The organism is Streptomyces sp. NPDC050997 (assembly GCF_040660135.1).
GTDB lineage: Bacteria > Actinomycetota > Actinomycetes > Streptomycetales > Streptomycetaceae > Streptomyces.
In genome coordinates this window covers 115263-140634 of record NZ_JBFAGK010000015.1, presented here as the reverse complement: position 1 = coordinate 140634, position 25372 = coordinate 115263, and the positions used below count along the sequence as shown (strand labels likewise).

21 protein-coding genes are annotated in these 25372 nt (G+C 69.7%); 12 read left to right on the top strand and 9 right to left on the bottom strand.

From position 1 onward, the window contains the following. Positions 1-151: 151 nt before the first annotated feature. Positions 152-286, bottom strand: coding sequence for a hypothetical protein (locus tag AB0H86_RS29855; protein ID WP_362445442.1), 135 nt, complete (start codon positions 284-286; stop codon positions 152-154). Next, positions 255-1589, bottom strand: a complete 1335-nt coding sequence (locus tag AB0H86_RS29850) for an OFA family MFS transporter (RefSeq protein ID WP_362445439.1) — start codon at positions 1587-1589, stop codon at positions 255-257. The genes AB0H86_RS29855 and AB0H86_RS29850 overlap by 32 nt, the downstream gene beginning before the upstream one ends. A gap of 231 nt (positions 1590-1820) precedes the next feature. On the opposite strand from AB0H86_RS29850, the gene AB0H86_RS29845 reads away from it, so the two are divergent. Genes AB0H86_RS29845 through fdhD form a run of 5 tightly spaced genes read left to right on the top strand, consistent with a single transcriptional unit; the run spans position 1821 to position 8319 of the window. Continuing rightward, the gene (locus AB0H86_RS29845; protein WP_362445436.1) at positions 1821-2792 is read left to right on the top strand and encodes a 2-dehydropantoate 2-reductase; all 972 of its coding nucleotides are present in this window, start codon (positions 1821-1823) and stop codon (positions 2790-2792) included. A gap of 51 nt (positions 2793-2843) precedes the next feature. Then, positions 2844-4769, top strand: coding sequence for a molybdopterin-dependent oxidoreductase (locus AB0H86_RS29840; protein WP_362445433.1), 1926 nt, complete (start codon positions 2844-2846; stop codon positions 4767-4769). A 4-nt stretch (positions 4770-4773) separates the two neighbouring features. Beyond that, on the top strand, positions 4774-6606 hold the full coding sequence (locus tag AB0H86_RS29835) for an NADH-ubiquinone oxidoreductase-F iron-sulfur binding region domain-containing protein (RefSeq protein ID WP_362445431.1): 1833 nt from the start codon (positions 4774-4776) through the stop codon (positions 6604-6606). Beyond that, complete coding sequence (locus AB0H86_RS29830) at positions 6603-7463, top strand: 2Fe-2S iron-sulfur cluster-binding protein (RefSeq protein WP_362445428.1); 861 nt, start codon at positions 6603-6605, stop codon at positions 7461-7463. Before AB0H86_RS29835 ends, AB0H86_RS29830 begins: the two co-directional genes overlap by 4 nt. Positions 7464-7470: 7 nt before the next feature. Then, the gene (gene fdhD / locus AB0H86_RS29825) at positions 7471-8319 is read left to right on the top strand and encodes a formate dehydrogenase accessory sulfurtransferase FdhD (RefSeq protein ID WP_362445425.1); all 849 of its coding nucleotides are present in this window, start codon (positions 7471-7473) and stop codon (positions 8317-8319) included. 103 nt (positions 8320-8422) lie between these two features. Here fdhD and AB0H86_RS29820 read toward each other — a convergent pair whose 3' ends face one another. Continuing rightward, on the bottom strand, positions 8423-8962 hold the full coding sequence (locus tag AB0H86_RS29820) for an isochorismatase family protein (protein WP_362445422.1): 540 nt from the start codon (positions 8960-8962) through the stop codon (positions 8423-8425). Between the two features lie 56 nt (positions 8963-9018). Between AB0H86_RS29820 and AB0H86_RS29815 the strand changes: the two genes are divergently transcribed. Together AB0H86_RS29815 and AB0H86_RS29810 are read left to right on the top strand one after the other, a co-directional pair. Continuing rightward, entirely contained in the window at positions 9019-9144 is a 126-nt protein-coding gene (locus AB0H86_RS29815) for a hypothetical protein (RefSeq protein WP_362445419.1), read from the top strand. An 11-nt stretch (positions 9145-9155) separates the two neighbouring features. Continuing rightward, complete coding sequence (locus tag AB0H86_RS29810) at positions 9156-10382, top strand: DUF4185 domain-containing protein (protein ID WP_362445416.1); 1227 nt, start codon at positions 9156-9158, stop codon at positions 10380-10382. Here AB0H86_RS29810 and AB0H86_RS29805 read toward each other — a convergent pair. Then, positions 10318-11331: a bile acid:sodium symporter family protein gene (locus AB0H86_RS29805; protein WP_362445643.1), complete on the bottom strand. Its 1014-nt coding sequence runs from the start codon at positions 11329-11331 to the stop codon at positions 10318-10320. The genes AB0H86_RS29810 and AB0H86_RS29805 overlap by 65 nt on opposite strands. Positions 11332-11506: 175 nt before the next feature. Here AB0H86_RS29805 and AB0H86_RS29800 point away from each other — a divergent pair, with 175 nt between their 5' ends. Next, positions 11507-12376, top strand: coding sequence for a LysR substrate-binding domain-containing protein (locus AB0H86_RS29800; protein WP_362445413.1), 870 nt, complete (start codon positions 11507-11509; stop codon positions 12374-12376). 455 nt (positions 12377-12831) lie between these two features. Next, positions 12832-14658 carry an AMP-binding protein gene (locus tag AB0H86_RS29795; protein WP_362445410.1) on the top strand — a complete coding sequence of 609 codons (1827 nt, stop codon included), beginning with the start codon at positions 12832-12834 and terminating at the stop codon, positions 14656-14658. A gap of 6 nt (positions 14659-14664) precedes the next feature. Here the strand turns inward: AB0H86_RS29795 and AB0H86_RS29790 are convergent, their stop codons facing one another. After that, positions 14665-14880, bottom strand: a complete 216-nt coding sequence (locus AB0H86_RS29790) for a hypothetical protein (RefSeq protein ID WP_362445407.1) — start codon at positions 14878-14880, stop codon at positions 14665-14667. Between the two features lie 212 nt (positions 14881-15092). Between AB0H86_RS29790 and AB0H86_RS29785 the strand changes: the two genes are divergently transcribed. Both AB0H86_RS29785 and AB0H86_RS29780 read left to right on the top strand, forming a co-directional pair. Further along, positions 15093-15929 carry an aldo/keto reductase gene (locus AB0H86_RS29785; RefSeq protein WP_362445404.1) on the top strand — a complete coding sequence of 279 codons (837 nt, stop codon included), beginning with the start codon at positions 15093-15095 and terminating at the stop codon, positions 15927-15929. 176 nt (positions 15930-16105) lie between these two features. After that, positions 16106-16801 (top strand): glycoside hydrolase family 75 protein, encoded by a 696-nt coding sequence (locus AB0H86_RS29780; protein WP_362445401.1) that lies wholly within the window; start codon positions 16106-16108, stop codon positions 16799-16801. A gap of 13 nt (positions 16802-16814) precedes the next feature. Here the strand turns inward: AB0H86_RS29780 and AB0H86_RS29775 are convergent, their stop codons facing one another. From AB0H86_RS29775 to AB0H86_RS29760, 4 genes are all read right to left on the bottom strand, one after another. After that, positions 16815-17525: an SDR family oxidoreductase gene (locus AB0H86_RS29775; protein ID WP_362445398.1), complete on the bottom strand. Its 711-nt coding sequence runs from the start codon at positions 17523-17525 to the stop codon at positions 16815-16817. A 108-nt stretch (positions 17526-17633) separates the two neighbouring features. Beyond that, positions 17634-18560 carry a class I SAM-dependent methyltransferase gene (locus AB0H86_RS29770; protein ID WP_362445395.1) on the bottom strand — a complete coding sequence of 309 codons (927 nt, stop codon included), beginning with the start codon at positions 18558-18560 and terminating at the stop codon, positions 17634-17636. 219 nt (positions 18561-18779) lie between these two features. Then, positions 18780-20492, bottom strand: a complete 1713-nt coding sequence (locus tag AB0H86_RS29765; protein WP_362445392.1) for a glycoside hydrolase family 6 protein — start codon at positions 20490-20492, stop codon at positions 18780-18782. A 29-nt stretch (positions 20493-20521) separates the two neighbouring features. After that, positions 20522-22003, bottom strand: a complete 1482-nt coding sequence (locus AB0H86_RS29760; RefSeq protein ID WP_362445389.1) for a cellulase family glycosylhydrolase — start codon at positions 22001-22003, stop codon at positions 20522-20524. 251 nt (positions 22004-22254) lie between these two features. Between AB0H86_RS29760 and AB0H86_RS29755 the strand changes: the two genes are divergently transcribed. Beyond that, entirely contained in the window at positions 22255-25170 is a 2916-nt protein-coding gene (locus AB0H86_RS29755) for a glycoside hydrolase family 48 protein (protein ID WP_362445386.1), read from the top strand. Positions 25171-25372: the final 202 nt, after the last annotated feature.

Below are 25372 nucleotides of genomic sequence, written 5' to 3'. Positions count from 1 at the left end.
CCCCCTCGTTGCCTCAGGTAGCGGGATCTTCCAGTCTGATCAGTGACTCGCGGGTACGACGGCAGGTAATGCCACAGGAAACAGGCGCCGAGGTTGTCACTTCCGTCATCCCCTCGGGCGCCCGAACATATCCCGAACACTTCCCGAACGGTCACCCGGTGAACAACTGGGTCACCTTCTGTACGAGCTCGTAGACGCCGTAGGCGAGCGGCGCCCCCACCCACAGCCAGGCGAAGGCGATCAGCCCCCGCCTGTCAGGCGGACTCTGACTGCTGTCGCTGGACATCGACGGCCTCCTGCCTCGGTGCGGGGATGTGGTGACGGACGTTGACGGGCCGTACGAGTTCGTTGGCGACGAAGCCGACGACGAGCAGCCCGATCATGATGACGAAGGACAGGCCGTACAGCGACGAGCCGTGCTTGCCGGCGTCCTCCTGCCGGTCGGCGATCCAGTTCACGATCAGCGGGCCGAGGACGCCGGCCGTGGACCAGGCGGTGAGCAGCCGGCCGTGGATCGCGCCGACCTGGTAGGTCCCGAAGAGGTCCTTCAGATAGGCGGGGACGGTGGCGAACCCACCGCCGTAGAAGGACAGGATCACCAGCGCGCACAGGATGAACAGCGGTTTCGACGAGTCGCCGAACAGCGCGATCAGCGCGTACATCACCGCGCCCACGCCCAGGTAGACGCGGTAGATGTTCTTGCGGCCGATCAGGTCGGAGGTGGACGACCAGCCGATCCGGCCGGCCATGTTGGCCGCCGACAGCAGGGCGACGAAGCCGGCCGCGGCCGACACCGACACCGGGGTCGAGGTGTCCGCGAAGAAGTCCGTGATCATCGGCGCGGCCTTCTCCAGGATGCCGATGCCGGCGGTGACGTTCATGCAGAGCACGACCCACAGGCACCAGAACTGCGGGGTGCGCACGGCGCTGCGGGCGGCGACCTGCGGGCCCGCGAGGGCGCTCGGCGCCCCCTCGACCGGCTTCTCGGAGCGCGGCACCCGCACCAGCAGCACGCCCAGGGTCATGAAGACGGCGTAGGTGAGCCCGTGGACGAGGAACGCGAGCGCGATGCCCGAGCTGTCGCTGCCGAAGGACTCCAGCATCTGGGCCGACCAGGGCGAGGCGATGAGCGCGCCGCCGCCGAAGCCCATGATGGCGATGCCGGTGGCCATACCGGGCCGGTCCGGGAACCACTTGATCAGCGTGGAGACCGGGGAGATGTAGCCGATGCCGAGGCCGATGCCGCCGACGAACCCGTAGCCGAGGACGATCAGCCAGTACTGCTCAGTGGCCGCGCCGAGGGCGGAGATCAGGAAGCCGGACGAGAAACAGATCAGCGCCACGGTCATCGCCCAGCGCGGTCCGTTGCGCTCCACGAGCGTGCCGCCGAACGCGGCCGACAGGCCCAGCATGACGATGCCGAGTTGGAACGGCAGCGCGCTCTGCGTGCCGCTGAGGTCGAGGGCTGATTCGAGGGGCGGCTTGAACACGCTCCAGGCGTAGGCCTGGCCGATGGAGAGGTGGACCGAGAGGGCGGCGGGCGGGACCAGCCAGCGGCTCCATCCCGGGGGTGCGACTGGGGGACTCATGATCCCCGACGGTAGGAAGTCGGCGAGGAGTTGAGAAGGCGGCGCGTCGACGGTGTGCGATGAACGGTATCCAGAACGCGCCGAACGGTCAGACCGACCGGTTTCGCGTCCGTCCCGTCGCCCCCGGTCCTGCGCGAACCCTTGCTGCTCCAACTTCCATACTGTAGACAATATTTCGTCGACACAGTTCGACAGTTCCTCGGTACCCTCGACCGAACGGAGCTTCCTCGCATGAAAGTCGCAGTACTCGGCGCCGGAGCCATCGGCGCCTATGTCGGTGCCGCGCTCCACCGCGCGGGCGCCGACGTGCATCTTGTCGCCCGTGGACCGCATCTGGCGGCCATGAGGCGGCACGGAGTACGGGTGCTCAGCCCGCGCGGCGACTTCACCGCCCGTGCCCATGCCACCGACGACCCGGCCGAGATCGGCCCGGTCGACTTCGTCCTCCTGGGCCTGAAGGCCAACTCGTACGCGGCGTGCGGGCCGTTGATCGAGCCTCTCCTCGACGACTCCACCGCGGTGATCGCCGCCCAGAACGGCATCCCCTGGTGGTACTTCCACCGGCACGGCGGCCCGCATGACGGCCACCGCGTCGAGAGCGTGGACCCGAACGGCGCGGTCAGTGCGGTGCTCGCGCCCGAACGGGCCATCGGCTGCGTGGTCTACGCGGCGACCGAACTTCAGGGGCCGGGAGTCGTACGGCACCTCGAAGGAACCCGGTTCTCCGTCGGCGAGCCCGACCGCGGCATCTCGGCACGCTGTCTGGCCTTCAGCGAGGCCATGCGGGCCGGCGGTCTGAAGTGCCCGGTGGAGCCGGAGTTGCGCAACGACATCTGGCTCAAGCTGCTCGGCAACATCTCCTTCAACCCGATCAGCGCGCTGGCCCGCGCCACCATGCGGCAGATGTGCCTGCACGGCGGCACGCGCAAGGTCATCGAGATCATGATGTCCGAGACGCTCGCGGTCGCGGAGGCCCTCGGCTGCGAGGTCGGCGTCTCCATCGAGCGCCGTCTCGCGGGCGCCGAACGGGTCGGCGACCACCGCACCTCCACGCTCCAGGACCTGGAGCGCGGCAAGCCGCTGGAACTCGACGTGCTGCTCGCGGCCGTCGTCGAACTGGCGGAGATCACCGGCGTCCAGGTGCCCACCCTGCGGACCGTGCACGCCATCTCGGACCTGCTCGCGCTGCGGAGCGCCGCATGAGGAGTGCGTACGGAGAGCGTCGTATGAGGAGCGTCCTATGAGGAGCGTCCTATGAGGAAACGCGAACGGACCCCGAAGACCTACACCCGGCTCACCCACCCCCTGGTCCGGGACTCGCGCGACGAGCCGTTCCGGCAGGCGAGTTGGGAGGAGGCCCTGGACCGGGCGGCGCGCGGCATCGGGGCGGCGCGCGGCGCGTTCGGGATGTTCTCCTGCGCCCGCGCCACCAACGAGATGAACTACGTGGCGCAGAAGTTCGCCCGTGTCGTGATGGGCACCAACAACGTCGACTCCTGCAACCGGACCTGTCACGCCCCGAGCGTCGCCGGCCTCTCCGCCGCCTTCGGATCGGGCGGCGGGACGTCCTCGTACGAGGAGATCGAGCACACCGACGTCATCGTGATGTGGGGCTCCAACGCCCGCTTCGCGCATCCGATCTTCTTCCAGCACGTGTTGAAGGGCGTCCACAACGGCGCCCGCATGTACGCGGTCGACCCACGCCGGACGTCCACGGCCGAGTGGGCGGAGAGCTGGCTCGGCCTGAACGTCGGCACGGACATCCCGATGGCGCACGCGATCGGCCGCGAGATCATCCACGCGGGGCTGGCGAACGAGGCGTTCGTCGAGCGTGCGACCAGCGGCTTCGAGGAGTACCGCGAGCTCGTCGAGCCGTGGACGCTGTCCCTGGCCGAGAAGGTGACGGGTGTACCGGCCGCCGCCATCCGGGAGTTGGCGCACGCCTACGCCCGCGCCGAGCGTGCCCAGCTGTGCTGGACCCTCGGCATCACCGAGCATCACAACGGCACCGACAACGTCCGCGCGCTGATCAACCTCTGCCTGCTGACCGGGCACGTCGGCCGCTACGGCTCGGGGTTGCAGCCCCTGCGCGGCCAGAACAACGTGCAGGGCGGCGGCGACATGGGCGCCATCCCCAACCGGCTGCCCGGCTTCCAGGACATCCTCGACCCCGGCACCCGGCTGAAGTTCGAGTCCGCGTGGGACACCGTCATCCAGCCCCACTACGGCATGAACCTGACCGAGATGTTCGAGGCGATGGAGGAGGGCACGCTCAAGGCGGTCTACTGCATCGGCGAGAACCCGGCGCAGTCGGAGGCCGACAGCGAGCAGGCCGTGCGGCGCATGAGCCAGCTGGACTTCCTCGTCGTGCAGGACATCTTCCTCACCAGAACCGCCGAGTTGGCGGACGTCGTCCTGCCCGCCACCGCGGGATGGGCCGAGACCGACGGCACCACCACCAACAGCGAGCGGCGCGTTCAGCGGGTCCGCCGGGCCGTCACCCCGCCCGGTGAGGCACGCGAGGACATCGACATCATCTGCGAACTGGCCGCACGGCTCGGCCACGAGTGGAAGTACGCCGACTCGGAGGCTGTCTGGAACGAGCTGCGCTCGGTCTCCCCGGACCACTACGGGATGACGTACGACCGTCTGGCGGAGCACCAGGGCATCCAGTGGCCCTGCCCCGACACCGACAGGATCGAACCGACGTATCTGCACGGCCGGTTGTGGGAGTCCGACCCGGTCGAACGCGGCCGGCTCGCCCCCTTCGGGCTCGTCCAGCACGATCCCCCGGTCGATCTGACCGACGAGCGGTACCCGATCCGGCTGACCACCGGCCGACGGCTCGACTCGTACAACACCGGTGTCCAGAGCGGGAGTTTCGCCTCCCCGCTCCGGCGCGGCGAGTTCGTCGAACTGTGCCCGGAGGACGCCGAACGGTACGGAGTCGTGGTCGGTGAGGAGGTGCGGGTCAGCTCGCGGCGCGGCGCGGTCGTCGCGCCGGTGTGGATCGACACCGCCCTGCGGCCCGGGCTGGCCTTCATGACCATGCACTTTCCCGACGAGGTGGACACCAACCAGCTGACGATCGAGGCCAATTGCCCGATCGCGGGGACGGCGGAGTTCAAGGCGTCGGCGATCCGCATCGAGAAGCTTCCGGTCGTGACCTACGTGAGGTGAGGCAGTGGACCTGCACTTCGGTGACAGCAAACCGACGGACGAGGAGCGGGCCGCGGTCGACGCGCTGCTGGGCCCGCCCGAGTCCTCCTGGGAGGGGGCCGACCGCGATGAGATGAGGGCCGCCGACCTGAGGTGGGCCCGTGGAGGTCGCGCGGCCCGGGACCGCCGCGACCAGCTGTTGCCGGGGCTGCACGCGATCAACGACCGGATCGGCTGGATCAGCGAGGGCGCCCTGGGCTATCTGTGCCGGCGGCTGACGGTGCCGCCCGCGGAGGCGTACGGGGTGGCCACCTTCTACGCGATGTTCTCCGTGAGACCCAGGCCCGCGACCGTGCTGCACGTGTGCACGGACCTGGCGTGCGCGGCGGCCGGGGCGTCCGAGCTGTGCGCCGGGATCGAGTCCCGGCTGGGCCCCGGCAGCGGTGTCCTGGTGGAGCGCGGCCCCTGCCTGGGCCTGTGCGAACGGGCTCCGGCGGCACTCGCGATCAAGGCCGGCGATCCGGTGCGTACGGCGGTCTCGGCGCCGGCGACCGTACACCGGGCCGTACTCGCCGCGAGCGCACCCGACTCGGCCCCCGAGGAGCCGTCCGCGGCGATGGCGGTGCCGCAGGCGGGCGACCCCTCGCTGACCCTGCTGCGCCGCGTCGGCGTCGTCGATCCCGCGAGCCTCGACGATTACCGCGCCCACGGCGGCTACACCGCGCTGCGCCGGGCCTTCGAGCTGGGTCCCGCCGGGGTGATCCGCGAGGTGACCGACTCCGGCCTGGTCGGGCGTGGTGGCGCCGCCTTCCCCACCGGCCGCAAATGGCAGGCGACGGCGTCCCAGCCCGACCATCCGCACTACCTGGTGTGCAACGCCGACGAGTCCGAGCCGGGCACCTTCAAGGACCGCGTGCTCATGGAGGGCGATCCGTACGCGCTGGTGGAGGCGATGACGATCGCGGCGTACGCGACCGGCGCGCACCGGGGCCACCTCTACCTCCGCGGTGAGTATCCGCGGGCGATCCGCCGGATGCGGCACGCCCTCGACCAGGCGCGCGCCCGGGGTCTGCTCGGCGACGACGTACTCGGCCAGGGCTACGCCTTCGACATAGAGATCCGGCGTGGCGCGGGCGCGTACATCTGCGGTGAGGAGACCGCCCTGTTCAACTCGATCGAGGGCCACCGGGGCGAGCCGCGCTCGAAGCCGCCCTTCCCGGTCGAGAAGGGCCTGTTCGGCAAGCCCACGGTCGAGAACAACGTCGAGACGCTGGTCAACGTGGGGCCGATCCTCACGATGGGCGCCCCGGCGTACGCGGCGATCGGCACGGAGCGTTCCACCGGGCCGAAGCTGTTCTGCGTGTCGGGCAGCGTGGAGCGGCCCGGGATCTACGAGCTGCCGTTCGGTGCGACGCTGGGCGAGCTGCTCGCCCTCGCCGGGGTGCGCGGGGGGTTGCGGGCGGTGCTGCTCGGCGGGGCGGCCGGCGGTTTCGTACGGCCGGACGAACTGGACATCCCGCTCACCTTCGAAGGCACCCGGGAGGCGGGCACCACCCTCGGTTCGGGGGTGGTGATGGCCTTCGACGACACGATCCCCCTGCCCCGTCTGCTGCTCCGCATCGCCGAGTTCTTCCGGGACGAGTCGTGCGGGCAGTGCGTGCCGTGCCGGGTCGGGACCGTGCGCCAGGAGGAGGCGCTGCACCGGATCGTGGACCGCACGGGCGCCGCCGCGGCCGATGACATCGCCCTGCTCAGGGAGGTGGGCCGAGCGATGCGCGACGCCTCGATCTGCGGTCTGGGACAGACCGCGTGGAACGCCGTGGAATCCGCCATCGACCGTCTGGGGGCGTACGAATGACCGTGACACCGTTGGGGATTCCCCGCCGTCTGCTGGAGTTCACGATCGACGGGGAGGAGGCCAGGGTGCCCGAGGGGTCGACGATCCTCGACGCCTGCCGGGCGGCCGGGAAGGACATCCCGACCCTCTGCCAGGGCGACACCCTCACCCCGAAGAACGCCTGCCGGGTCTGCGTCGTCGAGGTCGAGGGGGCCAGGACCCTCGTCCCGGCCTGCTCCCGCAAGGCTGAACCCGGTATGGAGGTGCGGACCGACACCGAACGCGCCCGGCACAGCCGCAAGATCGTCCTCGAACTGCTGGCCTCCTCGGTCGACCTGTCGACCACCCCCCAGGTCGCCGAGTGGATCAAGGAGTACGAGGCGAAACCGGACCGCTTCGGCCCGGACGCGGCCCGGCTCGACGAGGAACCGAAGATCGACAACGACCTGTACGTCCGCGACTACGACAAGTGCGTCCTCTGCTACAAGTGCGTGGACGCCTGCGGCGACCAGTGGCAGAACACCTTCGCGATCTCCGTCACGGGCCGCGGTTTCGACGCCCGGATCGCCGTCGAGCACGACGCCCCGCTCACCGACTCGGCGTGCGTCTACTGCGGCAACTGCATCGAGGTGTGTCCCACGGGGGCGCTGTCCTTCAAGTCGGAGTTCGACCTGCGGGCGGCGGGTACCTGGGACGAGTCGGCACAGACCGAGACGACCACGGTGTGCGCGTACTGCGGAGTGGGCTGCAATCTGACGCTGCACGTGCAGGACAATGAGATCGTGAAGGTCACCTCGCCGCACGACAACCCGGTGACCCACGGCAATCTCTGCATCAAGGGCCGTTTCGGCTACCAGCACGTACAGAACCGGGGCTGATCAGGACATGGGACGAGTCACGGAACGACGCAAGGTGATCCGGATCCGGGACGGGGTGGTCTCCAGCCGCCCGGACACGCTCGTCGCCGAGGAACCACTGGAGATCCGGCTGAACGGCAAGCCGCTGGCGATCACGATGCGCACGCCGGGCGACGACTTCGCGCTCGCCGCCGGTTTCCTGGTGAGCGAGGGGGTGCTGGCCGCCGCGTCCGACCTGCTGAACATCGTCTACTGCGCGGGCGCGACGGTGGACGGTTCCAACTCGTACAACGTGGTGGACGTGCGGACGGCGCCGGACGTGCCGATACCCGACATCACGCTGGAGCGGAACGTCTACACCACCTCGTCCTGCGGACTGTGCGGAAAGGCGAGCCTCGACGCCGTCCGTACGACGGCCCGCTGGCCCATCTCCGACACTCCCCCGGTCCGTGTCGAACCGGAACTGCTCGCGCGCCTCCCCGACCGGCTGCGCGCGGCCCAACGGGTCTTCGACCGGACCGGGGGTCTGCACGCGGCGGCCCTGTTCACCGAGGAAGGGGAGCTGGTCGACGTCCGGGAGGACGTTGGCCGGCACAACGCGGTCGACAAGCTGGTCGGCCGTGCCCTGCAGAACGGGGACCTGCCGCTGTCCCGCACGATCCTGCTGGTGTCGGGCCGGGCGTCCTTCGAGTTGGCGCAGAAGGCCGTGATGGCGGGCATTCCGGTGCTCGCGGCGGTGTCCGCGCCCTCCTCCCTGGCCGTGGACCTTGCCGTCGAGACGGGCCTGACCCTGGTCGGATTCCTGCGAGGCAGTTCCATGAACGTGTACGCGGGCGAGGACCGCATCGCCCTGCGGGCCGCGGCCGCCCAGGGCTGACCGGTTCCCCCCGCTACACGGCGGCGGGGCCCCGAACGGCGGGGAGCGCCCCCTGCGCCGCAGGGGCTCCGCCTCACTCCGGCGCCCGGCCCGGGTCGAGCGCTCAGACGAAGCGCACCTCGGCCGCCGTCACCACCGTGCCCAGGCGCGGGAAGTCGAGCCGTACCGACGCCTCGTGCTCGGCGGAGGTGAGCGCCGCCATGGCGTCCTCGACGAAGACGAGGTCGAAGCCGAGGTCCGAGGCGGCGCGGGCGGTGGACTCGACACCGAGGTTGGTGGCGATACCGCCGAACACGAGTGTGGTGACGCCGAGTTCACGCAGACGCTCGTCCAGGCCCGTGCCGTGGAAGGCGCCGATCGTCCGCTTCACGATCTCGACGTCGCCCTCCCGGGCCAGACCGGTCACCAGCCCGCTGCCGGGCGGCTGCTCGGGGACGCCGGGACGCTCGACACGCACCACGACGACACGCGCGCCGGCCGCCCGGAATGCCGCGGCCAACTCCTCACCCACGGCGAGGACTTCGGTTCCCTTAAGGGGTTCGAGCGGCAGCGCGACGATGCGTTCCATCAGGTCGACGAGTACGAGGGCGGTGCGCGCGGGATCGAGCGCCAGGCCGGAATCGGCGGTGTGGGGTGCGGTCATGACGGAACGTTATCCGCCGCCAGCCCTCCGTACCGGAAATCCGGACCAACAGGCCCGTGAACTGGTCCCGTTCGGCCGGTGACGGCGGGGCGAGCACCGACGCGGAACCCGGCGCCGCAACGGCCCCCGTGACGGACACCGTGCTGTGGCTGCCCATGGACCCGACGAGTGACAGCCGCTAACGTCCCGGAGGGTGCCCGAGGACGTACGAGCACGACAGCGAACGGGAGCCGGGCTCGGCATACTGCTGGCCCTGGCTCTCGCGGCCGTGCTGCTCAGCGCGTTCCCCGACGACGACCGGGGGAACGCCGACGGCTGCGCCGCGCACACCGTCGGCGCGTGGTCCGCCGACGACCGCCTCACCACCGAGTTCGCCCGTTACGGCGACGACGCCACCCGGGCCGACGACTGGACCGGCGGCGACGGCACCCACTCGGTGCGGCTGCCGGACGGCCGGCTGCTGTGGCTGTTCTCGGACACCTACCTGGGCCAGGTGCACGGCCCGCCGAACCCGGTCGGCGAGTCCTACGCCTGGCGGGACGGCACCGCGCCCCTGGTGCGCAACTCGGCCGTCGTGATGCGCGACGGCCGGCTGGAGACCACGCTCCCCGCCCCTCTCTTCCCCGACCCGGGCCCCCGCCAGTGGCGCTGGCCGGTCGCGGCCCGCGTCGAGCCCCGCTCCCCCGGATCGTCCGAGCAGGTCCTGCGGGTGCTGCTGTGGGTGCGCACGGCGGGCGCGGCGCCGTGGGTGTTCGGGGTGCCCACCGCCACCGAGGTCGCCACGCTCTCGCTGCCCGACCTGCGGGTGGAGTCCGTCGTCAAGGTGCTCGACCAGCAGCTTGTCCAGGATCCGTCCCGGCGGGTGCTCTTCGGTACCACGCTGGTCGAACGGGGCGACTGGACCTACGTCTTCGGCGGCGACGACGGTCAGGCCGCGTCCCGCCCCGCCTCACACGCGTACGTGGCGCGGGTGCCCGCGGGCGGGCTCGGTGATCCCGCCGCCTGGGAGTACTGGGACGGCTCCGCCTGGGTGGCGCGCGCCCGTCCGGGTGCCGTACTCGGGGACGGGCGGCGCACCGGGGTGGGCAGCGCGTTCTCGGTGGTGCGCCGGGGCGGGACGTACCTCCTGTTCACGATGGCCGCGGGGACGCGGGGGCTGACCACGGTGACGTCGTACTGGGCCTGCTCCCCCACCGGCCCCTGGCGCGGCCCGGCGAAGGGCTTCACCCCCGCGCTGCCGCCCGGCCAGGTCGCCGCGTACAACCCGCAGGCGCACCCCGAACTGAGCGCCGGCGGGCGGCTGGTGCTCAGCTACGACGTGAACTGGCTGGAGCCCACCGGCGCCGCGGCGCAGCTCAGCCGGAATGTGTCCCTGTACCGACCGCGGTTCGTGACGCTGCGGCCGGTGCCGACGGGGTGACCTCCTCGGGCACATCGCGCGAGCGGCGCTTGGCGATGACCGCGCACACCATCAGCTGCATCTGGTGGAAGAGCATCAGCGGCAGCACGGCCAGCGCGGCCTGCGCGCCGAACAGGACGCTCGCCATCGGCAGCCCGGCGGCGAGGGACTTCTTCGAGCCGGCGAACTGGATCGTGATCCGGTCCTCCCGGCCGAAGCGCAGTCCCTTGCCGCCGTACCAGGTCAGGGTGAGCATCACGGCGAGCAGGACGGCCTCGACGACCAGCAGACCGGCGAGCCGGACGGGGCTCACCTGGTGCCAGATGCCCTGGACCATGCCCTCACTGAAGGCGGTGTAGACGACGAGGAGGATCGATCCGCGGTCGACCAGACCGAGGACCTTCTTGTGACGTGTGACGAACCCTCCGATCCAGCGGCGCAGCACTTGCCCCGCGAGGAACGGCACCAGCAGCTGCAGCACGATCTCCAGGAGCGAGTCGGCCGAGAAGCCGCCGGTGCCGCTGCCGAGCAGGGCGGCGGCGAGCAGCGGGGTGACGACGATGCCGACCAGGGAGGAGAAGGAGCCGGCGCAGATCGCGGCGGGCACGTTGCCGCGGGCCATCGAGGTGAAGGCGATCGAGGACTGGACGGTCGACGGGACCAGGGTGAGGAAGAGCAGGCCCTGGTAGAGCGGGTGGGTCAGGAACACCGGCACGAGTCCGCGGGCGGCCAGTCCCAGCAGCGGGAAGGCGACGAACGTGCACGCCAGCACCGTGGCGTGGAGCCGCCAGTGCTTGAGCCCGTCCAGGGCCTCACGGGTCGACAGCCGGGCGCCGTAGAGGAAGAAGAGGAAGGCGATGGCGGCCGTGGAGGCGCCGGAGGCCACATCGGCGCCCGTCCCGCGCGCGGGCAGCAGGGCCGCGAGGCCCACCGTCCCGAGCAGCAGCAGGATGTAGGGGTCGATCGGCATCCAACTCGGCCATCGCAGGCGTTTCACGGTGCTCCACTTGCTGATTGTCCTGGTGCGTGTGCGTGTGCGTGTTCGTGGGCCCGGAAGGGCCCCTCCCATCGTCCTCCCGCGGCCCTTGATCGGGAATCCTGCATACCACTCTGACTGTCATCATGTTGCGCGATAACCTGAGCTTGTGTATGACCCGTCCCAGCTGCGTACGTTCCTCGCGGTGGCCCAGACGCTCAGCTTCACGCAGGCCGCCCAGCGCCTCGGCCTGCGCCAGTCCACCGTCAGCCAGCACGTACGCCGTCTGGAGGACGCCACCGGGCGGCAGCTGTTCAGCCGGGACACGCACTCGGTGGAGCTGACGGAGGACGGCGAGGCGATGCTCGGCTTCGCGCGCCGGATCCTCGCGGTGCACGAGCAGGCGACGGCGTTCTTCACGGGGACCCGGGTGCGCGGCCGGCTGCGTTTCGGCGCGTCGGAGGACTTCGTGCTGACCCGGCTGCCGGAGATCCTGGAGGGCTTCCGCTACGACCATCCCGAGGTCGACCTGGAGCTGACGGTCGAGCTGTCGGGCACGCTGCACGAGCAACTGGTGGCCGGGAAACTGGACCTGGTGCTGGCCAAGCGGCGCCCCGAGGACCCGCACGGCCGGCTGGTGTGGCGCGACGAGCTGTCATGGATCGGCGCGGAACGACTGCGGCTCGACCCGGACCGTCCGGTGCCGCTGATCGTGTACCCCCCGCCCGGCATCACCCGGGCGCTCGCCCTGGAGGCCCTGGAACGCCAGGGCCGGGCCTGGCGCATCGCCTGCACCAGCGGCAGCCTCAACGGCCTGATCGCCGCGGCCCGCGCCGGCCTCGGCGTGATGGCCCACTCCCGGGGACTGATCCCGCCGGGCCTGGTACGGGCACCGGAGCGAGCAGAGCTGCCGGAACTCGGCCACGTCGACTTCGTCCTCGTCCACGGCCGCCGCCGCACCTCGGCCCAGGGCGCGGCGGACGCCCTGGCGGCGGCGATCCTGGCGGGCGGGGAACGCTTGCAGCGGCGGGGGACCTGACCGACGGAGCCGGGCACGCGGCGCGGCCGTGCGTTCCCTTGGTGACGGGGCTCGACCGGGCGGGGGTGGTCGCCGGGCTGACGGCCGTAGTCGGTGGGGCGCTGGTCAGGCCGGCCCGCGGTGGCCGGGGCCCGGTGACGGATCGGGCCGTCGGGACGCTGACGGAAGAGAGGGTCAGGCGCTGACGCCGGGGGCCGACCGCACACCCTTCGGACGGGCCTGTCAACAGAGCAGAAGGGCGTAATCGGGTCGTACAGATTCAGTGGAGATTGCGGGACCGAAACCCGTGCAACCGTCAGCTTTCTGTCCGACCCTTCCCCATGTGAGCGCATTTCGCGTTACTGACCAGCGCATACCTGAGCACTCTTCGTGTTCGTCCCCCCTCCCGCCCCTGTCCCGGGTGGGGTAGCTTTCACCGCGCTGCGGGGAGCGACACAAGAAGCCGGGAGCGGGGTTTGCGCGAGTTCACCAACCCTCCGTTGGCGTTGGCACCGCCGGTGGGCGGTCTGGCCGATGTCGTTTTCCAACATGCCCAGGAAGACCCTCTCTATATCGCGCTCGGCCGCAAGGGCGAGGACGGCGAGTGGCGGGATGTGACCTCCGCGGAGTTCCGCGACGAGGTCCTGGCCCTCGCCAAGGGCCTGCTCGCCCAGGGCATCCGCTTCGGCGACCGGGTCGCGATCATGTCCCGCACCCGCTACGAGTGGACGCTCTTCGACTTCGCGCTGTGGACGATCGGCGCCCAGGTGGTGCCGGTCTACCCCACCTCCTCGGCGGAGCAGTGCTTCTGGATGCTGTACGACGCCGAGTGCACGGCGGCGGTCGTGGAGAACGAGGACCACTCGATGACCATCGCCACGGTCATCGACCGGCTGCCGCGGCTGCGTCAGCTGTGGCAGCTGGACTCGGGCGCCCTGCAGGCGATGTACGACGCCGGCGCCCACATCGACGACGAGGTGGCGCACCGGCACCTGCGGGCGGTCACCCCGGACTCGGTCGCCACGATCATCTACACCTCCGGCACCACCGGCCGCCCCAAGGGCTGTGTCATCTCGCACGGCAACTTCATGTACGAGGCGGACACCGTCATCCGGCGCTGGGAGTCGGTGTTCCACTCCAAGAAGGGTGACGAGGCGGCGACCCTGCTGTTCCTCCCGCTCGCGCATGTCTTCGGGCGGATGGTGGAGGTCGCCGCGATCCGCGGCAGGGTGAAGTTCGGCCACCAGCCGCAGATGAGCGCGGCCGCCCTGCTGCCCGACCTGGCCGCGTTCAAGCCGACGTTCTTCCTCGGGGTGCCGTACATCTTCGAGAAGGTCTTCAACTCCGCCCGACGCAAAGCGGAGAAGGAGGGCAAGGCCGGGCCGTTCGGGAAGGCCGTCGAGGTCGCCGTGAAGTACGCGGAGGCCACGGAGGCGAAGGCCTGGGGCATCGGGCCGGGCCCGTCGGCGGGTCTGCGCATGCAGCACCAGCTTTTCGACAAGCTCGTCTACTCCAAGATGCGGGCGGCGATGGGCGGCCGCATCCGGCACGCGATGACGGGCGGCTCGGGCATGGACCGGCGGCTCGGTCTGTTCTTCGCGGGCGCGGGCGTGTACATCTACGAGGGCTACGGGCTCACCGAGACCACCGCCGCCGCCACCGCCAACCCGCCCGAGCGCACCCGCTACGGCACGGTCGGACAGCCCATCCCCGGCATGACCGTGCACATCGCGGACGACGGCGAGATCTGGCTGCGGGGCGACAACGTCTTCCAGGGCTATCTCAACAACCCCAAGGCCACCGACGAGTCCCTGCACGACGGCTGGCTGGCCACCGGCGACCTGGGCTCCCTGGACGAGGACGGCTACCTCACGATCACCGGCCGCAAGAAGGAGATCCTGGTGACCTCCGGCGGCAAGAGCGTGTCGCCCGGTGCCCTGGAGGAACGCGTCCGCGACCATCCGCTGGTCGCCCAGTGCATCGTCGTCGGCAACGACCGCCCGTACATCGCCGCCCTGGTCACCCTGGACCAGGAGGCCGTCGAGCACTGGCTGACGATGCGCGGCAAACCGCAGATGCCGGCGGCCCAACTGGTGCGCGACGCCGACCTGGAGACCGAGGTCAGGCGTGCGGTGGTCGCCGCCAACACCCTGGTCTCGCAGGCCGAGTCGATCCGCACCTTCCGCATCCTGGCCCAGCCCTTCACCGAGGAGCACGGTCTGCTGACGCCGTCGCTGAAGCTGAAGCGCAAGGCGATCGAGAACGCGTACGGCAACGAGGTCGAGGCGCTGTACCGGGCCTAGTGACGCCTAGCTGATACCTACTTTGAAGATGGTGAGGTCCAGGGAGCTGACCGGCTTCACCCGGATCAGCCGGGTCTCGCCTGGCCGCAGGGTCGCGCTGTAGGAGTCGGCGATCACGGGGCGGCGGCCGGGCGGTTCGCGGGCCGCGCGCTCGCGGCCGGGGCCGGGGGCGGGGGCGACTCGTTCGGCAGCGCCATAGAGATTCGCGGCACGAGGCGGCATGGTCAATGGTCCGGACCGAAGAGATCGGATGCGTTTCCGGCCAATCTCCGACCCATCCGCGGACAATCTGTGGCCAGTCCCGTACTCCTCACGCTGACCCATCAGTCAGTTCCGATGGATTCAGACGGATTCCGCGGTCAGGAATGCATCACGGCCCGTGATCGTTGACGATGGGAGTGACATCTGCCGACAACCGTAAGGATCAAGAGCTCGTGAGCAGCAAGGTCCCCCCGATCAACCTCAACAACGGCATCGAGATGCCCCAGCTGGGTTTCGGCGTCTGGCAGGTGCCGGACGACGAGGCGCAGCAGGCGGTCACCACCGCGCTGGAGGCCGGGTACCGCAGCATCGACACAGCGGCGATCTACGGCAATGAAGAGGGCACCGGCAAGGCCATCGCCGCATCCGGCGTCCCGCGCGAGAACCTCTTCGTCACCACCAAGCTCTGGAACAGCGACCAGGGGTACGACGCCACGCTGCGCGCCTTCGACACCTCACTGGAGAAGCTCGGCCTGGACTACGTGGACCTGTACCTGATCCACTGGCCCACCCCGTCCCGGGACTTGTACGTCGACACGTACAAGGCGTTCGAGAAGCTGCACGCCGACGGCCGGATCCGGGCGATCGGTGTCTCCAACTTCGAACCCGAGCACCTGGAGCGGCTGATCGCCGAGACGTCCGTCATCCCGGCCGTCGACCAGATCGAGCTGCACCCGCACCTTCAGCAGCGTGCGGCCCGCGAATACCACGCCGAGCAGGGCATCGCGACCGAGGCTTGGTCGCCGCTCGGCTCGGGCAAGGGCCTCCTGGAGGTCCCGGCGATCGTGGCCATCGCACAGAAGCACGGCCGCACCCCGGCCCAGGTCGTGCTGCGCTGGCACCTCCAGCTCGGCAACGTGGTGATCCCCAAGTCCGTGACCCCGGCCCGGATCAAGGAGAACATCGAGGTGTTCGACTTCAGCCTGGACACCGAGGACCTGGCGGCGATCAGCGCGCTGAACGAGGACCGTCGCCTGGGTCCCGACCCGTCGACGTTCAATCAGGCCTGAACCCACTCGGCCCAGCGCCCCGGGACCGCCGTAACGGCCCCCGGGGCGTTGTCGTACCCGGCCTGTGAACAGAAGTCGCGACGGACTCCCCTCCGGTGGGATTGACGCGGCCATGCCGAGGGGGCACCTTGGACCCGCAAGGTAAGGAAACTTTCCTAACAGAAGGGTCCCCCACAGTGCGCACCCGACCACTGACCCTCTCCATGGCCTGCGCGGCCGCCCTGCTCGCCGCCGGAGTGCTCCCCGCGACCGCCTCCGGCGCCACCTCACCGACATCCGCCCAGGAGGGCACGGTCAGCGCGGCCGACCTGCTCGCCAAGGTGACGAGTTGCTCGCAGATATCCAACGGCAAGTACCAGACCGACGACGACACTTCGGCCACGATCCCCGTGTGCGGCAAGAACGGCGCGGTCTTCTGGAAGGCCGACATGGACATCGACTGCGACGGCCAGCGCACCTCGAAGTGCAACGAGAACACCGACCCCTGGTACCAGGACGACACGGCCTTCCACCAGTCCAACGGCGCGCCGCTCAAGGCCGATTCACTGCCGTACGTCGTCGTGCCCAGCTCCAGCAGCATCTGGAACTACGCCGGCGCCGGCATCAAGGGCGGTGGCGTGGTCGCCGTGATCTACAACAACAAGGTCGAGTACGCCGTCGTCGGCGACACCGGCCCCACGCAGATAATCGGCGAGGCCTCGTACGCCACCGCCCAGGCCCTCGGCATAAACCCGGACCCGGCGACCGGTGGCACGGACTCCGGGGTGACCTACATCCTGTTCAAGAACTCCCAGGTCTCCCCCATCGAGAACCACGGCGCGGCGGTCACCCTCGGCGACCGCCTCGCACAGCAGTTCCTGCGGGACAACTGACCGCCGGATCTCGCTAGTTGGGCTGCCCGATCGGCCGTACGACAACCGTGTTGACGTCGACGCCGTCGGGCTGCCCGACGGCCCACACGATCGAGTCGGCGAGCTGGTCCGCGGTGAGCAGATGGCCGGGCGGCAGGCTGCCGTAGCTGTCCCAGAACGGGGTCTCCACCCGGCCCGGTGCGATCAGCGTCACGCCCACCCCGAACTCGGTCACCTGACGGCGGGTGTTCTCCGCGAGACCGGTCACCGCCCACTTGGTCGCCCCGTAGATGTTGCCCGGCCCGTGCACGAACCCGGCGACACTGCCGACCAGCACGATCCGGCCGCGGGTCTCCTTCAGCGCGTCGATCGAGGCGCGGATGAGCAGCGCGGGACCGAGCACATTGGTCAGCACCATCTCGGTCCAGCCCGCGGGGTCGCCCTCCGCGACGGTGTCGTGGGTGGCGAACCCGGCGTTGGCGACGACCGTGTCCAGCCGGCCGAACTCCTTGAGCGTACGGTCCACCGCCGAGCGCACGTCGTCGTAGTCGGCCGCGTTGCCGACGAAGGTCAACAGGCCGTCCGGATCACCGAGTTCCTCGGCGAAGCCGCGCAGCCGTGCCTCGCCGCGGCCGGTGACGGCCACCCGGTGTCCGGCGTCGAGCAGCCGCCGGGCGACCGCGGCGCCGATGCCGCTGCCGCCGCCGGTGATGAGCGCGACCGGAGAGTCGTGAGAGTCGGTCATGGGTTTTCCCCCTGTGCGTCGATGTGCTCAACGGATGCCGGGAGTCCATCAGTTGGAGCACTCTCGAAGTCAAGGGCGACGGAGGGAGCCGGGTGCCGGCGGTCGGCCTCAGCTCGTACGCTCCGCCGTGTACACCGTCTGCACCGCCAGGAGGAAGACGTCCCGTCGCCGGTGCACGCTCGCCGGGTCCTCGGGGTCGAGCAGTCGGTCGAGGGTGGCGCGGTCGGTGGCGTCGAGGTCGTCGCCGAAGCCGTCACGCAGGCGGGAGAGGACGGCTGCCGCATGGGCGCGGGCCCGGTCCGTGGTCGGCGCGGGCAGGTCGAGCAGGAAGCTGCGCGTACCGGTATGTCTCAGGCCCACGGCGGCCATCAGTCCCGGCCAGTCCTCGGTCTCGGAGACGGCATCGGGCAGGTCCGCGCGCATCCGCGCGAACCACTCCTCCTCCAGCACGTCCAGCCGCGCCTGCAGTCCCGGTCGGCCGATGCCGATGTCACGGGGCAGGAAACGGGCGGGCAGGCCGCCCTCCTGCAGCGCGAGCGTGCCGCCGGGCGCGAGCCGCGCGGCGAAGGCGGCGAGCGCGGCCCGCTGGTCGCCGAGGTGGTGCAGACTGCGGCTGGCCCACAGCAGGTCGGCCGGGTAGGCCAACTCGTCCAGCACACCGGGCAGTTCACCGGCGAGGGTGCCGAACCGGTCGGCGACGCCGAGCCGGGCGGCCCGGGCGCGGGCCCGTTCAAGGAGCGGCTCGCTGCCGTCGACCGCGACGACCCGGGCGCCTGGGAAGGCATCCGCGAGCAGGCAGGAGAGGACACCGGGTCCGCTGCCCGCGTCGACGATCAGCCCGGGATCGGTCTGCTTGTGCCCGAGCCATGCCAGAGCCCGCTCGTACAGGGGGGTGAACAGCTCCGCCTGCGACTCCAGCATCGGAGCATGTTCGTTCCAGTCGATGTCGGTGCCGCCGTGGCCGTGATCGTGGCCGTGATCGTGGCCGGGCTGGTGGTGCTGGTGGTGGCCGGAGTCGTCGTGTGGGTGCGTCATGGTGGTCAGCCTCTCGTCGCGAGACGGCCGGCGTGAGCCGACGCACCGCGCCGGGGCCATCACTGTTGCCGGCACGGCAAAAGGGAGGTGCCCACGCGTGCCCACGCGTGCCCACGCGTGCCCACGCCCGGCCGCACCACGGGGACCATGGACCGCCAAGTTGGCAATCCGCCGGGGCCAGGCCCGCGAGAGCCGGCCCCGGCGCATCACCTCAGGGCGCTACAGCGCCGGGTAGGCGTTCTTCATCAGCTCCTGGAACTGGGCCGAGAACCAGTGCCCGGAGAGCGGGGCGTTCGGCAGGGCGCCGGACATGCTGTTGCCGTTGCGCGGGTTGCCCGTGTAGGTCGGGTCGCACATCCGGTCGAAGCCCTTGCCCTCGTCGTTCGCGATCGCGCTGCTGGAGCCGTCGGACTCACCCGGGGGCTTGATCCAGACGTACGCGTCGATCCCGGCGGCCGGGGCGGCCTTCGGGCGTTCACCGAGACCGGCACCGGACTGGTTGCACCAGTTGCCGACGTGGATACGACGGTCGTAGCGGCCGCCGTTGACGTAGGTGTCGACGTCCGTCATCGCACCGGGGCCCGTGGGCCGTGCGGTGCCGCCCCAGCCGTTGCGGGAGGTGTCGATCAGCATGCCGATGCCGGAGTTGAAGCCGGTCGACACCAGCTGGTTGCGGAAGGCCTGGGCGAACGACAGCTCGTCCGTGTACCGGTTCCAGTCCACCCACTTCGACTCACGAACCGACTTGCCGGCCACCGAGTCGTTGATGGTGAAGTTGTTCTCCTTCAGGGCGCTGTAGTTGGCCGTGTTGGCGATGAAGCCGTGCACGTCGTTGACGGTGGCGCCCTCGGAGGTGGCGGCCTCCTTCATCACGGTGGCGCTGGCCGCGAAGTTGTCGTCCCAGCCGATCCAGCCGTGGTGTCCGGCGTCGATGTAGTTGTAGACGTTGGCCACGTCGCCGAGCTTGTTCAGGGCGTAGCCGACGCCCTTCTGGTAGTTGCCGTTGGCCTTCATCACGTCGCACTGCGGGGTGGCGGTGGGCCGGCTGCCGGTGTTGGTGACGAGGTTGGGCAGCGAGTCGATCTCGATGGTGGTGACGATCCGCAGCGCGGCGTACTTGGAGTCGGCGAGGATCGTCTTGATCGGGTCGATGTACTGCGTCTTGTACTTGTCGATCTCCGTCGGGCCGAGTTCGCCGTTGGAGGCGAGGGCGGCGCAGTCACGTCCGGGCAGGTCGTAGATCACCAGCTGGATGACGAGTTCGCCGGTGCCCTTCTGGCGCAGCGCCTCGTCGAGGTGGGCACGCAGGCCCATACCGCCGTTGACACCGTTGATCGCGGCGATCCGGTCCAGCCAGACACCGGTCGGCTGGTTGGAGATCCGGCTGCCGCCGGGCTCGGCGGCGGCCTTCGCGGCCCACTCGGGGTTCACGTACACCTTGGCGCCGCTGTAGGGGTTGTCGACCCGGGTGGCGCCACCGGGGTCCGTCGGGTCCGTGGGGTCTGTGGGGCCGCCGCCGTCGACGTTGCAGGTCACGCCGTCGAGGGTGAAGGTGGCCGGGATCGCGTTGGTGCCGCTGTAGGTGCCCTGGAAGCCGAAGCTGACCGAGCCGCCGGTGGCCAGCGACCCGTTGTAGCTCTCGTTGGCCGCGGTGACGGCGGTGCCGCTCTGGCTGACCTTGGCGTTCCAGCCGCTGGTGACCTTCTGGTTACCGGCGTACGCCCACTTCACCGACCAACTCGACTTGGCGGTGCTGTTGTTGGTGACGGTGACGTTGGCGGTGAAGCCGGTGTCCCACTGGTTCTGCACCTTGTAGTCGACGGTGCAGGGGACAGCGGCGACATCGACGTCCCCGGCGGCGGAGAACGCCGTCCCGGAGGCCCCGGCGACCAGCGCCAGGGCAGCGAACAACGCGGTTCTGGTACGACTCATGAGTGAGGGTTCCTTCTCGGTTGCGGGTGTCAGCCGTTCAGGGCGCGCAGATGATCACGCAGCCCGATTCCGTACGCGGTGGGCGTACCGTCGTAACTGGAGATCAGGGACGGACCGGTGGAGCAGTTCCAGGTGTTCCAGGTCCAGCCCAGGTAGGACAGGCCGCGGTCGTCGAACCACTTCATGACCTGGTCGACGAAACCGTGTGCGCAGGTGTTCTCGCCGATCTCCCCGGCCACGAGCGGCACTTGGGCGGCGACCGGGGCGAGCGTGGAGTTCCAGCAGCTCTCGTTCGAGCAGGTGTTGAAGTTGTACACGTGCCAGGCGGCGGCGAGATTGCCCGCCGGGTCGGTGGGCTTGTACGCGAGCCACTGGCTCAGGTCGTTCGAGTACGCGAGTCCGCCGGCCAGGATCAGGTTCTTGGCGCCGGTGGCCCGGATCGAGTCGACGAGATCCTGCATGCCGGCGACCTGGTATCCGATGCCGGGGCAGGTGCCGCCGTCCCGCCAGCACTGCCACGCCTGGGTGGTCGTGGAGGTCGCGCGGTCCGGGTAGGGCTCGTTGAACAGGTCGAACACCACGGTCGGGTCGTCCTTGAAGGTGCTCGCCACCGACGTCCAGAAGGACGGTGTGTACTGCATGTCGGGCATCGGCTTCTGGCAACTGGCGTGCACGTCGGAGCAGCCGGACGAGTTGCCGGTGTACTGGCCGTAGGTCCAGTGCAGTTCGAGCATCGGCGTCATGCCGTTCGCCCTGACCTTCGCCACCAGGTCCTTGACCGCGTTGACATAGTTGGCGCCGGCGTACTGCGGCTGGATGTTGGAAAGACCCAGCCAGCACTCCTCGTTGAGCGGGATGCGGACGGTGTTGGCCTTCCAGTCGGCGATCGCCCTGACCGAGGCGTCGTCGACCGGGCCGTCCCAGATGCCACGGCCCTGCACACACATGAACTCGCCGCCCGAGCGGTTCACGCCGAGCATGCGGCGGGTCCTGCCGGCGGCGTCCACCAGCTTGTTGCCGGAAACCCGCAGGACAGGGGCCGTGCCGTCACCGGGGTCCGGCGGATCGGTCGGATCCGGCGGGTCGGTCGGCCCGGAGTCGGCGTTGCAGAGGGTGCCGTTGAACTTGAAGGTCGTCGGTACGGCGTTGCTGCCCGACCAGGACGCGATGAACCCGGCACTGACGCTCGCGCCGCTGCCCAGCTGTCCGTTGTAGCTCTCGTTGGCGGCGGTGACCGTCGTACCGGACTGGGACCACTTGGCGTTCCAGCCCTGGCTGACCTTCTGGCCGCCCGCGAGGTCGAAGGTGAGGTTCCAGCCGCTCACCGCGGCCGTGTTGTTGGTGATCTTCACGGCACCCTGGAAGCCGGTGTCCCACTGGCTGGTGACGGAGTACTCCACCGTGCAGGCAGGGGCGGCCCCGGACGCCGTGACCGCCGGCACCGTCACGGACCCGAGGAGGGCGACCGCGCCGGTGACGGCTAAAAGTACTGAACGCGGGGGGTGTCGCATGAGCGACTCCTTGCAGATCAGGCGCGCCGTGACGGACGCGTCGACTGATGGAACCGCTCCCACTGGTGTCAAGGAAGGTAGCGCCAAGTGACGGCAAAGAACAGAGGAGTTACTGACTTTCCCTCAACGCCCCTTGTCGAATCTTTTCGACTCTTCAAGCACCTTGACCCCTACCACACCCGTCCCCACTATGGGAGCGCTCCCACTGGTTCAAGCCTTGACTTCTCCGAGCCGCAAGGAGGAACCAGCACATGCCCCCCAGCAAAAGACGCCGGGCCGCTCGGCGTATGTGGACCGCTGTCGTGGCGGCCCTCGCGCTTCCGTTCACGATGCTGAGTGCGGGTTCAACTCCTGCTCAGGCCGCGCCACTTCAGTGCAGCGTCGACTACAAGACGAACGACTGGGGCGCCGGCTTCACCGCGGAACTGACGATCACCAACCGCGGCACGGACGCCATCGACGGCTGGACCCTGACCTACGGTTACACCGGCAACCAGAAGCTGACGAACGGCTGGAACGGCACCTGGTCCCAGTCCGGCCAGACCATCACGGCGAAGAACGCCACGTACAACGCCAAGATCGCGGCCGGTGCCGCCGTATCCACCGGCGCGCAGTTCACGTACAGCGGCACCAACGCCGCTCCGACGAACTTCGCGGTCAACGGCACCAGTTGCACGGGCGCACACCAGCCGCCCATCGCCGTGCTGACCAGCCCCACCGCGGGTGCGGTCTACACCCAGGGCGGCGCCGTCCCGCTCGCGGCGACCGCCGCCGCCGCGGACGGCGCGACGATCAGCAAGGTGGAGTTCTACGACAACACCACGCTGCTGGGCACGGACACGAGCGCGCCCTACTCGTTCTCCGCTCCTGGCTTGACCGTGGGCAGTCATTCGCTGCTGGCGAAGGCGTACGACAGCCTGGGCGCGTCCGCGGAGTCCACGCCGGTCGGGATCACGGTCGCCTCGGGCCCCGTCGTGGTGGCCTCGACCAACCAACTGGCCGTCCAGCAGGGCAAGACGGCCACATACGACGTGAAGCTGTCGACGCAGCCGTCCGCCAACGTGACCGTGACCACCGCCCGCACCACCGGCAACTCGGGCCTCACCGTGACCGGCGGGGCGTCGCTCACCTTCACGCCGTCGAACTGGAGCACCACGCAGAAGGTGACGATCACGGCGGACTCGTCCGGGACCGGCGCGGCGACCTTCGAGTCGACGGCCACCGGTCACGGCAAGGCCTCGGTGACGGTCACCCAGATCGCGGCGTCGAAGGAGTACGACGCCCGCTTCCTGGAGCTGTACGGCAAGATCACCAACCCGGCCGGCGGCTACTTCTCACCCGAGGGCATCCCCTACCACTCCGTGGAGACGCTCATCGTCGAGGCGCCGGACAACGGTCACGAGACCACCTCGGAGGCGTACAGCTACCTCCTGTGGCTCCAGGCCATGTACGGCAAGGTCACCGGCGACTGGACGAAGTTCAACGGCGCCTGGGACATCATGGAGAAGTACATGATCCCCACCCACGCCGACCAGCCGACCAACTCCTTCTACAACGCCTCCAAGCCGGCCACCTACGCGCCCGAGCTGGACACCCCGAACGAGTACCCGGCGAAGCTCGACACGTCGGTCACGGTCGGCCCGGACCCGATCGCCGGCGAGCTGAAGAGCGCCTACGGCACCGACGACGTCTACGGCATGCACTGGCTGCAGGACGTCGACAACGTCTACGGCTACGGCAACTCGCCCGGCAAGTGCGAGGCGGGCCCCACGGACACCGGACCGTCGTACATCAACACCTTCCAGCGCGGCGCGCAGGAGTCGGTGTGGGAGACGGTGCCGCAGCCGACCTGCGACGCCTTCAAGTACGGCGGCAAGAACGGTTACCTGGACCTGTTCACGGGTGATGCCTCGTACGCCAAGCAGTGGAAGTTCACCAACGCCCCGGACGCCGACGCGCGCGCGGTGCAGGCCGCGTACTGGGCGGACGTCTGGGCGAAGCAGCAGGGCAAGGGCGGTGACGTCTCCGCGACCGTCGGCAAGGCCGCGAAGATGGGCGACTACCTGCGCTACTCGATGTACGACAAGTACTTCAAGAAGATCGGCAACTGTGTCGGACCGTCGACCTGCCCGGCCGGTACCGGCAAGGACGCCTCGCACTACCTGATGTCCTGGTACTACGCGTGGGGCGGCGCCACCGACTCCTCGGCGGGCTGGGCCTGGCGCATCGGTTCCAGCCACACACACGGCGGCTACCAGAACCCCCTCGCCGCCTACGCGCTGAGCTCCTACGCCGACCTGAAGCCCAAGTCGGCGACGGGACAGGCGGACTGGGCCAAGTCGCTGGACCGGCAGCTGGAGTTCTACCGCTGGCTGCAGTCGAACGAGGGCGCCATCGCGGGCGGTGCGACCAACAGCTGGGCGGGCCGGTACGCGACCCCGCCGACCGGCAGGTCGACGTTCTACGGCATGTACTACGACCAGCAACCCGTGTACCACGACCCGCCGTCCAACCAGTGGTTCGGCTTCCAGGCCTGGTCGATGGAACGGGTGGCGGAGTACTACCAGCAGACCGGCGACGCGGACGCCAAGGTCGTCCTCGACAAGTGGGTCGACTGGGCGCTGTCCAAGACCACGGTCAACCCGGACGGCACCTATCTGATCCCGTCGACGCTCCAGTGGTCGGGCCAGCCCGACACCTGGAACGCCACCAGCCCGGGCGCCAACAGTGGCCTGCACGTCACCGTCGCCGACTACACCAACGATGTCGGTGTGACCGCCGCGTACGCCAAGACACTGACGTACTACGCGGACCGCTCCGGTGATACCCAGGCCGCGACGACCGCCAAGGCGCTCCTCGACGGCATGTGGAAGAACCACCAGGACAGCCTGGGCATCGCCGTCCCGGAGACCCGCGCCGACTACAACCGCTTCGACGACGGCGTCTACATCCCGTCCGGCTGGACCGGGACGATGCCGAACGGTGACGCGATCAACTCCTCGTCCACCTTCGAATCCATCCGTTCCTTCTACGAGGACGACCCGGCCTGGTCGAAGATCGAGGCCTATCTGGCGGGCGGAGCCGCGCCCTCCTTCACGTATCACCGGTTCTGGGCCCAGGCGGACATCGCCCTGGCCATGGGCTCGTACGCGGAGCTTCTCGAATAGTCCCCGCCGGGCGCTCCGCGGGTTGGGCCGTGTTTTGACTGCGGGTCCGTTGTGGCTGGTCGCGCAGTTCCCCGCGCCCCTGACGGGGCGTGGGAGGCACCGCTTCTTCTCCGGAACCGCTTGGAAGTTTCGCGTACGTGGTCTCGTCACCTGACGACGAGGCCCGCCGGCCGGGCGGCCCCCTCCCGCACTGGGGGTCGCC

What these genes read in the sequence shown, in the direction of transcription:
- AB0H86_RS29855 (WP_362445442.1), bottom strand. Translation starts at nt 286, where the DNA reads ATGTCCAGCGACAGCAGTCAGAGTCCGCCTGACAGGCGGGGGCTGATC.
- AB0H86_RS29850 (WP_362445439.1), bottom strand. Translation starts at nt 1,589, where the DNA reads ATGAGTCCCCCAGTCGCACCCCCGGGATGGAGCCGCTGGCTGGTCCCG.
- AB0H86_RS29845 (WP_362445436.1), top strand. Translation starts at nt 1,821, where the DNA reads ATGAAAGTCGCAGTACTCGGCGCCGGAGCCATCGGCGCCTATGTCGGT.
- AB0H86_RS29840 (WP_362445433.1), top strand. Translation starts at nt 2,844, where the DNA reads ATGAGGAAACGCGAACGGACCCCGAAGACCTACACCCGGCTCACCCAC.
- AB0H86_RS29830 (WP_362445428.1), top strand. Translation starts at nt 6,603, where the DNA reads ATGACCGTGACACCGTTGGGGATTCCCCGCCGTCTGCTGGAGTTCACG.
- fdhD (WP_362445425.1), top strand. Translation starts at nt 7,471, where the DNA reads ATGGGACGAGTCACGGAACGACGCAAGGTGATCCGGATCCGGGACGGG.
- AB0H86_RS29820 (WP_362445422.1), bottom strand. Translation starts at nt 8,962, where the DNA reads ATGACCGCACCCCACACCGCCGATTCCGGCCTGGCGCTCGATCCCGCG.
- AB0H86_RS29805 (WP_362445643.1), bottom strand. Translation starts at nt 11,331, where the DNA reads ATGCCGATCGACCCCTACATCCTGCTGCTGCTCGGGACGGTGGGCCTC.
- AB0H86_RS29790 (WP_362445407.1), bottom strand. Translation starts at nt 14,880, where the DNA reads ATGCCGCCTCGTGCCGCGAATCTCTATGGCGCTGCCGAACGAGTCGCC.
- AB0H86_RS29775 (WP_362445398.1), bottom strand. Translation starts at nt 17,525, where the DNA reads ATGACCGACTCTCACGACTCTCCGGTCGCGCTCATCACCGGCGGCGGC.
- AB0H86_RS29770 (WP_362445395.1), bottom strand. Translation starts at nt 18,560, where the DNA reads ATGACGCACCCACACGACGACTCCGGCCACCACCAGCACCACCAGCCC.
- AB0H86_RS29765 (WP_362445392.1), bottom strand. Translation starts at nt 20,492, where the DNA reads ATGAGTCGTACCAGAACCGCGTTGTTCGCTGCCCTGGCGCTGGTCGCC.
- AB0H86_RS29760 (WP_362445389.1), bottom strand. Translation starts at nt 22,003, where the DNA reads ATGCGACACCCCCCGCGTTCAGTACTTTTAGCCGTCACCGGCGCGGTC.
- AB0H86_RS29755 (WP_362445386.1), top strand. Translation starts at nt 22,255, where the DNA reads ATGCCCCCCAGCAAAAGACGCCGGGCCGCTCGGCGTATGTGGACCGCT.